At 41.5% G+C, this 12780-nt stretch carries 8 protein-coding genes; 3 read left to right on the forward strand and 5 right to left on the reverse strand.

Features of this window, described 5'->3' with window-relative positions:
- Positions 1-30: 30 nt before the first annotated feature.
- Entirely contained in the window at positions 31-915 is an 885-nt protein-coding gene (locus PSM_RS15730; protein ID WP_008467888.1) for a tetratricopeptide repeat protein, read from the reverse strand.
- A gap of 920 nt (positions 916-1835) precedes the next feature.
- Between PSM_RS15730 and katG the strand changes: the two genes are divergently transcribed.
- Entirely contained in the window at positions 1836-4016 is a 2181-nt protein-coding gene (katG, locus tag PSM_RS15735) for a catalase/peroxidase HPI (protein ID WP_013462853.1), read from the forward strand.
- A gap of 768 nt (positions 4017-4784) precedes the next feature.
- On the opposite strand, the gene PSM_RS15740 is transcribed toward katG, so the two are convergent.
- The 4 genes from PSM_RS15740 to PSM_RS15755 all read right to left on the reverse strand — a co-directional run bounded on the left by PSM_RS15740 (position 4785) and on the right by PSM_RS15755 (position 9803).
- The gene (locus PSM_RS15740) at positions 4785-6386 is read right to left on the reverse strand and encodes an ABC-F family ATPase (protein WP_081844653.1); all 1602 of its coding nucleotides are present in this window, start codon (positions 6384-6386) and stop codon (positions 4785-4787) included.
- A 142-nt stretch (positions 6387-6528) separates the two neighbouring features.
- Positions 6529-7260: a substrate-binding periplasmic protein gene (locus PSM_RS15745; RefSeq protein WP_013462857.1), complete on the reverse strand. Its 732-nt coding sequence runs from the start codon at positions 7258-7260 to the stop codon at positions 6529-6531.
- A 213-nt stretch (positions 7261-7473) separates the two neighbouring features.
- On the reverse strand, positions 7474-8985 hold the full coding sequence (locus tag PSM_RS15750; RefSeq protein ID WP_013462858.1) for an ABC transporter substrate-binding protein: 1512 nt from the start codon (positions 8983-8985) through the stop codon (positions 7474-7476).
- Positions 8986-9020: 35 nt separating this feature from the next.
- Positions 9021-9803: a substrate-binding periplasmic protein gene (locus PSM_RS15755; protein ID WP_013462859.1), complete on the reverse strand. Its 783-nt coding sequence runs from the start codon at positions 9801-9803 to the stop codon at positions 9021-9023.
- Positions 9804-10255: 452 nt separating this feature from the next.
- Between PSM_RS15755 and PSM_RS15760 the strand changes: the two genes are divergently transcribed.
- On the forward strand, positions 10256-10855 hold the full coding sequence (locus PSM_RS15760) for a class I SAM-dependent methyltransferase (protein WP_013462861.1): 600 nt from the start codon (positions 10256-10258) through the stop codon (positions 10853-10855).
- Positions 10852-12390 (forward strand): HNH endonuclease signature motif containing protein, encoded by a 1539-nt coding sequence (locus tag PSM_RS15765; protein WP_013462862.1) that lies wholly within the window; start codon positions 10852-10854, stop codon positions 12388-12390. Before PSM_RS15760 ends, PSM_RS15765 begins: the two co-directional genes overlap by 4 nt.
- The last annotated feature ends 390 nt before the right edge of the window (positions 12391-12780 follow it).

A 12780-nucleotide genomic window follows, 5' to 3' on the forward strand; every position in this document is an offset into this window, starting at 1 on the left:
TTTTACCACCCTCCCTGTAGGCAACGAAGTTTAGGCTTCGTTTGAAACTATCGCATTAAAGCTGTCGTTATCATGCAGACTGGCAAAGGCACTTTCATGAAGTAGCTCGTTTCGTAAGTTGGGTGAGTATTCAAGCGACATTTTTATATCGGCTAGAGCATCTGCATGCTCATGCGTTAAAGCATACGCACAGGCGCGCTGCCAGTATGCGTAACCATAGTCGCTATCTATATCAATTGCTTGATTACAAAGCTCAATAGCTTGCTCAGTCTCATTTAATTCTAATAAAGCATCCGCTTTGTAGGCAATGGCTTCTACATCTTCTGGTTTACGTTTTAAAATTTCATCGAATATTTCAATTTTATTCGCAATATCACTTTCAAGGTTGGCTCGCATCCATAACGAATGAACTTCATTAGTGATTGATATGCGTTCTTGGTTACTGAGTATTTCTTCAGAGCGTACTCGCAGTTTTTCTTCTAATATTTTCAAGCGATCTTCATACTCATCAGTAATAACACTCACTCGGGTGTTTACTATATCTTCTACTTTGTTCTTTACATCACGTAACGAGTTCCAGCCCACTAATACCAAAATAGACGCGGTGGCGGTAATAATAAAAAATACATTATTAATGGTATCTGTGGTGTAGGTAAGCGCCCGATCGGCGGTGTCTAACTGTGCATGCGTAACTTGTTTGGTCACGTCTTCACGCAGTTTTTGTTGATCTTGGCGTACCGACTTTAATTCGTCGAGAATATAACGTTCAAGTAATGGTTTGTACAAAGGGGCTTCTAGCTGTGCTAATTCACGCTGTTGTTGCTCGTTGAGTGCTGCGGTGTTTTTATCAGCAGCTTGCACCGCAGATGAAAAAACACCAATAAATACAATAAATAGTAAAAAATAAAAACGCATTGATATGCCTAGTTAAAAAATTAGTTAATCGCTTTGTTAACTTTAACATGCGCACATCATTGGTACTAGGGTGAGGATAGGGAAGCTGGAATTAACTCAAAAATCCTTTATTACAGGCAAAAAAAATCCAGCCCAAGTTGGGCTGGAAAAAACTACATCAACATATCAAGGGAACAATAGGAGATAGGTGCTATTGTAAGTTTGCCTACCTGAATTTTTACTTAACTAAATTCAAATAGATAAAAATTAGAAAGAAATAAAGGTGCATAAGTAACTTATACACCTTTTATAACTATAATTTCATGGCGAAGGGGGGTATTCCACTGTGCACTTAAGAAAACCTAAGTCACTTTCAAACCCTTCATCGTACATTACGTGGCTATTTTTAATAACGATCATCTATTTTATAAAAAGTTTTAATATTTATTTACGCTAAGCACAAACATTGGCTGCATCATCATATTTATAAATGAGAGTAATCGTTTTAAAGCATTACTTTGCCCTAGCGTATCAAAGCAGCTACACGTATATTGAATAAGCAGAGACCATAAACGTCATTAGGGTCTGTTGACCTTTTAAGGTTAAATTTGCAGTAGTCTGTTTGGTATTTAGGCAAGGCAGAGCCTATGTGGTGTGGTTATTCCCCATAAATAGGCGATAACGCAGCATCAATTCCAAACAGGCGCTGCCCGAAGGGTTCTGCCCAGGGGCGATTTACTCTTTGTTGCTCGGTTTTGACTTAGCCCACTAGGTTACAAACCTCGCGCCGCGATTAAACCGCCCCTAGTTTGAACGAATTTTAATCCACAAAGGTCAACAGACCCTAATATAATGGCAATAAAATAACAGCGCTCCCAATTGGTGAATACCAAAAGCAGTAAGCATGGGCGTTTTTATTTATACTTAAAAAGGAGCTCAATATGGATAATCATAAAGCGGGTAAATGCCCGGTTATGCACGGCAGTAATACTACAACCGAAAACACCAATACAGATTGGTGGCCAAATTCACTTAATTTAGACATTCTTCATCAGCACGATAGCAAAACCAGCCCCTACGACAGCGACTTTAATTACGCCGACGCTTTTAATTCACTCGACCTAGAAGCACTTAAAACCGATTTAAAAGATTTAATGACTCAAAGCCAACCTTGGTGGCCAGCTGATTGGGGGCACTATGGAGGCCTGATGATCCGTATGGCATGGCACTCTGCGGGCTCGTACCGTTTAGCTGATGGTCGAGGCGGTGGTGGTACCGGTAATCAACGTTTTGCACCACTTAATTCGTGGCCAGATAATGCCAACCTAGATAAAGCGCGCCGTTTATTATGGCCAATTAAAAAGAAATATGGCAACAAGCTTTCATGGGCCGATTTAATTATTTTAGCCGGTAATATGGCGTACGAATCAATGGGATTAAAAACCTTTGGTTTTGCCGGTGGCCGTGAAGATATTTGGCATCCAGAAAAAGACGTTTATTGGGGCGCAGAAAAAGAATGGCTTGCGCCAAGTGATGAGCGATATACCCACGTTGATAAACCCGATACCATGGAAAACCCATTAGCGGCAGTGCAAATGGGTTTAATTTACGTAAACCCAGAAGGGGTGAATGGTAAACCCGATCCACTTAAAACCGCAGAACAAGTGCGCGAAACCTTTGCACGTATGGCAATGAACGATGAAGAAACCGCAGCGCTAACGGTAGGTGGCCATACAGTAGGTAAAACGCATGGTAACGGCAAAGAAGAAAACTTAGGCCCAGAGCCAGAAGCCGCCGATGTGCACGAGCAAGGCCTTGGCTGGAATAACCATAAAACCCGTGGCATTGGCCGCGATACCATGACCTCAGGTATTGAAGGCGCATGGACAACCTACCCAACTAAATGGGACAACGGCTACTGTAAATTGTTGCTCAATTACGAGTGGGAGCTAACAAAAAGCCCTGCAGGGGCTCATCAGTGGGAGCCGGTTAATATTAAAGAAGAAGATAAACCCGTTGATGTGGAAGACCCTTCGATTCGTTTAAACCCAATAATGACCGATGCCGACATGGCAATGAAGCTCGACCCAGCGTACCGTAAAATTATTGAGCGTTTTAATGACGATTTTGAGTACTTTACTGACGTATTTGCCCGCGCATGGTTTAAGTTAACCCACCGTGATTTAGGGCCAAAATCACGTTATTTGGGCGCCGATGTACCCAGCGAAGATTTAATTTGGCAAGATCCTATTCCTGCAGTTGATTACACCCTAAGCGACGCTGAAATAACCGATTTAAAAGCGAAGCTACTTAATTGTGGATTAAGTGAAACCGACTTAATTAATACCGCATGGGATAGCGCCCGCACTTATAGAGGCTCCGATCACCGTGGTGGTGCAAATGGCGCCCGTATTCGCCTAGCTCCGCAAAATAGCTGGCAAGGTAACGAGCCTGCGCGTTTAGCTAAAGTACTTAGCGCACTTGAAACACTGCAAGCGAGTTTAACTAAGCCTGTTAGTATGGCCGATTTAATTGTACTTGGCGGCACCGCTGCGGTTGAGCAAGCGGCTAAAAAGGCAGGAGTTGATATAACCGTACCGTTTGCCCCAGGGCGTGGCGATGCTAGTGATGACATGACCGACGCAGAGTCATTCGAGCCATTAGAGCCAATTCATGACGGTTTTAGAAATTGGCTGAAAAAAGACTATGCCGTATCAGCCGAGGAGCTATTACTAGAGCGCAGCCAATTAATGGGGCTAACAGCACCAGAAATGAGCGTATTACTAGGCGGTATGCGCGTACTAGGCACTAACTATGGCAATAGTGAACATGGTGTATTTACCGACAAGGTAGGCGTACTGAGTAACGACTTTTTTGTTAATTTAACCGACATGAACAACCGCTGGGAACCTGCAGCTAAAGGCGAGTACAACATAGTTGACCGCGCTAGTGGTAAAACTAAGTACACGGCTACGCGGGTTGATTTAGTATTTGGTTCAAACTCAATACTCCGTGCACTGGCAGAGTTTTATGCTCAAGACGATAACAAAACTCGTTTTGTACACGACTTTGTTGCCGCATGGGTAAAAGTGATGAACGCCGACCGGTTTGATATTAAATAAGCCTAAGTAAAATTTAAAAAGGAGCAGCAATGCTCCTTTTTTATATTATTTAGGTTAAAGGTCACGAGCTGCGGGCTGCGGGCTGCGAGGCGCGGGTAAAATGCAGTGTCTATAAAAAAGCTGCTACAGGATAGTAGTTGGCTTTTTTTATTTCCTCTAAAAGCGCAGCGTCTCATTGCCCTCTTTGTGAATAATGGTCTTGCGCGGCATAAAGCCCCACCTACGTTAAATCCAGATGTTAATCATATCCGTAGGCGGGAGTTTACCTCGCGCATTTTATCTAACGTTTAAATCTAATTTCTTGTTTGAGCACAGAGAAGCGAGTAAGAAGATAACGGGCTTCGCGTGGCGAGCAGCGAGCTTGTACAAATAGTTTGTACACCTAGTTGTATCAGCAATGAACCTTTAACCTACTCTTTCAGCGCAGCGCCTCTTAATCTCTGTGGTGAATAAATAACTTAAAACCTATTTGCACAAAGTGCAAAGAATGAGAGGCAAATGAGCAAATAAAAATACAGCTTTTCTTTGCCTTTTTTATTAAATAAATTACCAATTGCGTTTGAATTGATACCAAGCAAAATTCTGCAGAACCCCGAACCCCGAACCCCGAACCCCGAACCCCGAACCCCGAACCCCGAACCCCGAACCCCGAACCCCGAACCCCGAACCCCGAACCCAAATTACAGGCACAAAAAAACGGCGCTTAAACACGCACCGCTTTTAAATGGTTTAGGCTATTTCTTTAACCTTTAACCTTTAACCTAGCTCTTAAGCTACTTTATTTTCTTCGCAGCTCGCTAGGTATTCGTCAAACGTACCTTGAAAGTCAATTACCTGCTTGTCTTTAATATCAACAATACGGGTTGCCAGTGACGATACAAACTCACGATCGTGGCTTACAAAAATAAGCGTGCCTTTAAAGTCTTTTAGCGCATTGTTAAGTGCTTCAATGGCTTCCATATCCATGTGGTTAGTTGGTTCATCCATTATCAGTACGTTAACGTCTTGCATCATTAACTTGCCAAATAACAAACGGTTTTTTTCACCACCTGAACAGTTACGCGCTTTTTTATTTGAATCGTCTGCGGTAAATAATAAACGCCCTAACATACCACGTACCATTAAATCGTTGTGCTTAGCGGTGCGCCACTGCGACATCCAATCAAACAAGGTTAAATCGTTATCAAAGTCTTTGGTGCTGTCTTGTGGGCAATAACCAAACGTGGCGTTTTCTGACCACTTAACTTCGCCCTCGTTGCTTTTAAGCTCGTTAACTAAACAGCGTAAAAAGGTGGTTTTACCCACGCCGTTTTCGCCGATAACCGCCAGTTTAGCACCGGCTTCGAGTAGTAAATCACCACCAGTAAATAACGTTTCACCGTCAAACCCATGGCCGAGCTTGGTTAGCTCAAGCGCTTGGCGATACATTTTTTTGCCCTCATCAAAGTTGAGTGATGGGCTCATACGACTCGATGATTTAACTTCATCAAGCTTAATTTTATCCATTTTTTTAGCGCGCGAGCTGGCTTGTTTCGCTTTAGAGGCGTTAGCACCAAAACGGTTAACAAAGTCTTGTAACTCGTCTATTTCAGCGCTCTTTTTCGCGTTTTCAGCAAGTAATTGCTCGCGTTGTAAGCCTGAAGCTTCAAGGTACTTTTCGTAGTTACCTGGGTAAATACGCAGCTCACCGTAATCAATATCGGCCATGTGAGTACATACCGAGTTTAAAAAGTGACGGTCATGGGAAATAATGATCATGGTGCATTTACGTTGGTTAAGCTCATTGGCAAGCCACGTAATAGTATGAATGTCCAAGTTATTAGTAGGCTCATCAAGTAGCAAAATATCAGGGTTTGCAAATAACGCCTGTGCTAACAGCACTCGTAATTTCCAACCTGGGGCTACGTTTGCCATTAAGCCATAATGAAACTCTTTATCGATACCCGCATCAAGCAGAATTTCTTCTGCGCGGCTTTCTGCGGTGTAACCGTCCATTTCAGCAAAAATGCTTTCAAGCTCGGCCACTTTCATGCCGTCTTCTTCGCTCATTTCAGGCAAAGAGTAAATACGGTCGCGCTCTTGTTTTACTTTCCAAAGCTCCACATCACCCATAATTACCGCATCAACCACGCTGTATTGCTCAAACGCAAACTGATCTTGGCTTAGGTTACCTAATTTTAGCCCAGGTGTAATAGACACATTACCTGCACTAGGCGTAAGCGCACCGCTTAAAATTTTCATAAATGTCGACTTGCCGCAGCCGTTAGCGCCAATTAAACCGTAACGGTTACCGTTACCAAATTTAGCTGAAATGTTTTCAAACAACGGCTCTGCGCCAAACTGCATCGTAATATTTGCGGTGGAGATCAAAAAAAGTAATCCTAGAAAAATAATGGCAGGGTTAAGCTGCAGCAAGGCGCCGCATAAATAAACAAGCAATAGAGTAAATAATAGGCCGCGAATTATACAGATCCGCGCTTCAAGATGAAAGGTAAAAGAATAATCTACGGGTTCAGTAATGTGGGTAAATGGCTTGTATAGCGGATTTATTTTGCTTAATTAACTCATTTATAGCTTGTAACTCTATTTGGCTAATGGTTTTTTTACTTAGCATTAAATGAATAGAACTCTTATTGATGGCCGCCATATTAGTAACCGCTTCTATTGCTGGGTATTGGTTTATAAAATATTGCGCTGCTAGTTCGTCTTCAATTGCGTAATCAACTCTATTTTTATTGAGCATTGCAAAACGTTTTTCGGCCGTAGGCATCATAATAACGTTAGCGGGGTGGTTCTGTTTAAACAGCTCAAACGCAACGCCATAATAACTGCCACGGTTAACCGCCAAGGTTAAATCTTTATAAAAAATATCGCTAATGTTATTTAAATCAGGCGATTCGGTGTATTTATACAGGCGAACTACTTCATCACGATAGGCATCGCTAAAATAGGCAAAATCAGCTCTTGCTAATGTTTTACTGGCGGCAAAAATAACATCAATACGGCCTTCTTTTAATTCTTCAAAAGCGCGCGATGAGGTAGGCAGCAACATAAATTTTAAACAAAAAGATGAGCCGTTAAAAATCGTGTTTAACACGTCAATTTCAACGCCCGTCAGGTTACCGTTAACGGCAATTACATAGGGTGGCCAATTGTTTTCATTTGTGCCTACTTTAAGTGTTTTAAAGCAAGCAAATACGTTACAGCTGCTAAGCAGTAATACAACAAAAGCGATTTTAAGCATTTTATTACTCGAGGCTACAGCGTTATCATTACTAAAGTATAAACCAGACTACAAATTTAGCCCGTTTTACATCAATTAAAGCAGCGATGTTAGCTACCTATGTTTTATTTAATAGTTGGCAAATATAGGAAATTAGCTCTTGTTATTCACGAATTTAGGAATCGTGTTTGGTATAGGCATACCGCATAGCCAATAAGTTAAATAACACTATCACTAAGGGGTCGGTACTAATCCTAACGACGCCCTATAAGCTTTTAGCTGTTTGTCGCGGCCAATTTCATCGGTTAGTTTATTCCAGCCTTGTTCTATATTAATCACGGTTTGCTCAACAGACTGGGTGTGCCTTAGGTATTTAGCCACTTCAGTGTCGAGTATGTCTCTAAAGTAGCGGTTGTTTTCAAAAATTCTCAAATCAAGAATAATATTGGCGTTATTAACGGTTTTAGAAATAGAGCCCAAGTAAAAATGCAGCGTACTTTTACTCATGCCTTGTTTAAGCCAGTTTTTGTGGTTAACTAATTGAGAGGTGCGATACGGGTTCATACCGGTGGCACCTATGGTCACATCTTCATTCGATTGCAAAGGCTGAGTAACATACGACAAGTAGTTATAAGCGAGGTTTTTTTTGTGTTTTGAGCTGGCATTATTAATTGAGCCTACCCAACCACCAAAAGCTGCATAAGGAGCATAATTAATATCGCCAATGGCAAACGGGCATAAGTTAGCATTGCAACGTTCAAGCTGGCCTGTTTTACGGTTTAATACCTCAGTAGCTCCGGGCAATATACTCACCCCTGTTTTGTTTTTTACTTTAGATTCAGGTAACACGGCCATAGTACCAATGTCGCCCCATTCAATGGCTAAGGCGCAGCGCCCACTTATAAACGCATACCTTACATCATTGGTATCAAAATTAAGCTCATCAGCAGAGCCAAATTCAGTGGTTTTTTTATAAATTTTTAAGGCTTTTTTAAAGGCATCGTTATTCACTAATGGCGCCATAGTTCTTGTATTAAAAAATATGCCTTGAGAAGTGCCTTTGCTTTGCAAAAAACTGCCCGCAATCGAAAGCAAAGACCAATACGATTGCTCATTGGCTTTTTTAGAAATGCACGAACCAAAATCGCCCTCGCCATCCCCGTTCATATCAACGCCATTTAATTGCTTAGCAATAGCAAGGTAATCATCCCAGGTTCTAGGTGGAGCCAAACCATATTTTTCTAAAATATCGAGGCGGTAATAAAGTAAATGTATATCACCATCGAGCGGAATCGAGTAAATTTGGCCGTTATATTTAGAGCTAAAGTCTCTAAAAAAACGCGATACATCATTCCATTCAATTAAAGGGTCGGAGGCTATGTAATTATCTAAACGCGCTAAGTAATTATTTTCTGCAAAATCCACCATCCAGAGTGAGGCGTAGGCAATAATATCGTATTGGCTCGTTGGCGAGCTTAAATCTTTGTTTATTTCGTTATATAACTGGCCAAAAGGCACTTTGGTGACATTAACTTTAATACCAGTTTGTTGTTCAAACTCTAAGCCTCGTTGAATTAAAGGTTTACTAATGAGGGTGCCTAAATCAACTGTAAGCACATTGAGCTGGGTAGTGGCTTGTTGTGGTGTGCTTGGTTGGCTTTCTATTTTAGAGTGGGGCAGGGTAATTTGTGCAACGCATTGAAAAGCCAACATTAAGCTTATAACTAAAGCAAATACAACTCTCATAAAAAACTCAACCACAGCAATATGTAATTACTACTCTAGTCTATATTTTGCGGAAAGGGAAAAGGCAGGTAATTGTAAGCAATAAACAACGCCTCTAACTCACCACTGGCAAGTAATTTTGCAAATCCGGCGTCAAAAATTTGTGCTAACTCGCGGCCTTTGGCGTTATCGGTAAAGGCAATGTATTGTTTTACAGGCACAATGTTTTCGATTTGATACTGCTGTGGGTCAAAATTCATTTTTGATAACTTAGTGGCGTTAGCAATCAGGGTTTGCTGCAGCGCTTTACGGTTATCTAAAAAGAAATCAAGCCTATCGAGCTTAAGCATTTTAACGCCTTCAATTCGCTGGGTAACCTGCTGCAAATCAATCGGCACATACAAATAATTATTGTAGTTAGCACCCCTTAACGTACCCACCGATCTGTTTTGTAACGAGTATTCGCCTTGCCAATCTTTAAACCGATCTTTTTTAAACATCGCCGACACAAAAGTAATATCGTAATGCCACACCGGAAAGTACAAGCCTTCTACCTCATTTTGCCTTGCGCTTAACATTGCATCGGCATTGCCATTGGCCGTCCATAAATAAGCACGAGACTGAGGCACAATCATAATATTGAGTTCAATCGACTGCGCAGCAAAAATTTTGCTAAGAATATCAACATAAAGCCCAGAGCCGTCTTTTTCTACCAGCCCGTCAATGGTGTCGGTAGCCAGTATAATTTTTTTAATATCGCTCGACGCCCAACCACTGCTAGGCACGCCTAAACAAAGCGCTAAAAGTACAGCTAATAACCACCTAAACCTAACATTCATTGTAAGTAACACCTCGGTACTTAAACACAGCAACACCAACAGTATATTCATACTAGAAAAAGTTGAATAACGATCTTATGGGTAAACATAGCACACTATAATGACCAATAAGTGAACGGTGTAAAATAGCATCATTTTAACCCTAAAGCATTTAATTAATACCCCTGTTTTTAAGGGGATTAAAGCAAGTGTTCGTAAAGTTTTACAAGCGATAATGATTTAAACAGCTGCGGGTGTTTTTTATACAACCTAAACATTTTCAAAGGTGTAGAGCTATTAGGTAAAAGTGTAAATAACATGAATTTATAAGGTTAAACAGTGCTTTTTTGTAATGAAAACATACTACTTAGGGCGTATATATTGTTGTAGCTCTATATTTTTAAATGTTGATACTGTAGATTAGTTATAAATGAATGCCAGATTAATAAATAAACCAAGGAGCGGTGAATTTAGTGCTCACTAAAACACTCAGTTACTACAATCAAAACGCACAAAGCTTTAGCGACTCAACGCTCAATGTTGATATGTCGGCGCTTTACGTTGATTTTTTACCGCTTATCCCTAAACACGGCCATATATTAGATGCAGGCTGCGGTAGCGCCCGCGATGCCATGTATTTTAAACAGCAAGGTTTTACTGTTAGCGCATTTGACGCAAGTCCCGAGCTTGCAAAGTTAGCCAGTAATTACTTACAACAAGCCGTAGAGGTTAAAACCTTTCAGCAGCTAAATTGTACCAATAAGTACGACGGCATTTGGTGTTGCGCCAGTTTATTGCACGTACCAAAAGTAGAGTTACCACAGGTGTTTTTAAAACTACAAAATGCCCTAAAACCAAACGGTGTTTTGTATGTGTCGTTTAAATACGGCACGCAAGAGCGTGTGCACAATGGCCGCGAATTTACCGATTTAAATGAAGATGGCCTAACCGCATTAATTGCCCACCACACCGAGCTTAAAATACTAAAACAATGGCAAACGGTCGACCAACGAGCAGAGCGCGAAAGCGAAGTGTGGCTTAATGCCCTAATTAAAGCAGTGCCTGTTTTATGATGAGCACAATGCAACAACAACTCGACTTTATTGCGTATATTCAACGCATGCTGGTTGAGGGCGATTTTAGTGCAACCTACAAATTTGCATTGCTGCATGCTTTGGCTGATGTATGTGTTGAACAGCCACTTCAATCAGAGCAAAGTGAATTGGTCATAGAACTGCCAACGCTTGCTGACAAACTCATTACCTTGTATTGGCATCATGCAATGCCGTTTCCCTCAGAACATACTGGTGAAAGTGCATTGCTTTTACAAAATACCGGTGCGCAATCAAAAGTAATTAGCGTATTGTTTGAATGCCAACAAAACAATATTCGTAACTTACGCCAGCTAAAGCAAAGTGGTTTTTACAAGCCGACTTTTAATGCCGCTATGGCAACCTTAAAAAGTGGCCCACTTTGGCGCTTACAAATACTTGCCAAGCAAGAAGAGTGCTTTTTATATCCGCATACTAAAAACCCTAAATACATTACTTTGAATGCAGGCATTGCTAGTTGTTTTAGGCGTTTTTACGATCTAGTAACGTATTTAGCTAAAAATGCGTGGCTACAAAAAATTCAAAGCATAAAGCACAACCAAACACTTATTGGCCCGCAAAGCCAACTGCATGATTTTTTATTTGGCTTTGACCGTAACGCACTCACCAAAGCAAAACCTGTTTTGGTAGAGCTGCAATCAAACAGCTGTTTTTATTGCCAAAAGCCAATGAAAAACGATGTTGAAGTCGATCATTTTATACCGTTTGCCCGCTACGCAAACGACTTAGGCCATAATTTTGTGGCAGCGCATCGCACATGTAATAACAATAAACGTGACTTTTTAGCTGCACAGCAGCACCGCGAGCGTTGGCAAAAGCAAAACTTGGTTGTTAACAGCCAAATTATTAGTAACGAGCTAAGTGCGTATTTTCACTGCGATGCAGATAAATCTCTCGCAGTAAGCAATTGGGCCTATCAGGTGGCACAAGCCAACAACGCAAAATTATGGCTTGGGAATAAAGACCATTTTGAACAAGCAAAACCAACTGCTGAGTTGTTTACGTTTCCAAATGCACCACAACCTGAATTAGATCAAGTCGCTGAGCCCGAAGTTAACTTAAAATCAATTGATGATGCGCTAAAGCTGCCGTACTTCCCCAATATAAAAATAGCCTGTGGGCATTTTAAAACAGGGGATGAAAGCGATATGGAATTGATGGACGCACCACTTGGCGCGGGCAAGCTCGACCCGCAAGTGCATTTTTTTGCACACGCATCGGGTAACTCAATGAATGGTGGTAAACACCCAATACTTGATGGTGATTTACTACTACTTGAGCTTATAACTTCCGATAAAGCAGGATCGCTACGCGGCCAAATAGTGGCGATAGAGCGGGATGATATAGGCGGGGAAGGGCAATATTTACTGCGTAAAGTTAATAAATTACCAAACGGGCAATATGAGCTAATTGCTCAAAACCCAGATTATGAGGTAATGATTGCTGATGAAAGCATGCGAACATTCGCACGGTTTAAACAAGTGGTTGCAGGTTAGTTTGTAGTCGCGTTTTAGTTTGTAGGCGCAGAGCTTGCTCACGCGAAAAGCGCAGCTTTTAAATTTGTAGGATGTGCCGTAGGCGTGAGTTTGCCTAGCGCTTTTAAAGTGTAGGAATTGGCTTGAGCCGTGATTTATATATGATTTTGGGAAAGGGATTAAAAACCTCTATTCGAGGTTTTATCGCGTTGGCGATGGCAACCAAAGAGAGGCTACCGCCGACCTCTCTCTGGACTCTCTCGGCGCACCCGAGGATCACACTGTGTCCTCAAGTTAAAAATTGATGTGAACGTAAGCGCCGTGTAAGGCACATCCATGTGCCAGTCACGGCTTAACTTGCATCCATGCAAGTGATTACTCATCAATTGATAACTTTCGGGTGTGCTCACG

Source organism: Pseudoalteromonas sp. SM9913 (assembly GCF_000184065.1).
GTDB lineage: Bacteria > Pseudomonadota > Gammaproteobacteria > Enterobacterales > Alteromonadaceae > Pseudoalteromonas > Pseudoalteromonas tetraodonis.

Coding starts and splice junctions, on each gene's coding strand:
- PSM_RS15730 (WP_008467888.1), bottom strand. CDS start 915: ATGCGTTTTTATTTTTTACTATTTATTGTATTTATTGGTGTTTTTTCA.
- katG (WP_013462853.1), top strand. CDS start 1,836: ATGGATAATCATAAAGCGGGTAAATGCCCGGTTATGCACGGCAGTAAT.
- PSM_RS15745 (WP_013462857.1), bottom strand. CDS start 7,260: ATGCTTAAAATCGCTTTTGTTGTATTACTGCTTAGCAGCTGTAACGTA.
- PSM_RS15750 (WP_013462858.1), bottom strand. CDS start 8,985: ATGAGAGTTGTATTTGCTTTAGTTATAAGCTTAATGTTGGCTTTTCAA.
- PSM_RS15755 (WP_013462859.1), bottom strand. CDS start 9,803: ATGAATGTTAGGTTTAGGTGGTTATTAGCTGTACTTTTAGCGCTTTGT.
- PSM_RS15765 (WP_013462862.1), top strand. CDS start 10,852: ATGATGAGCACAATGCAACAACAACTCGACTTTATTGCGTATATTCAA.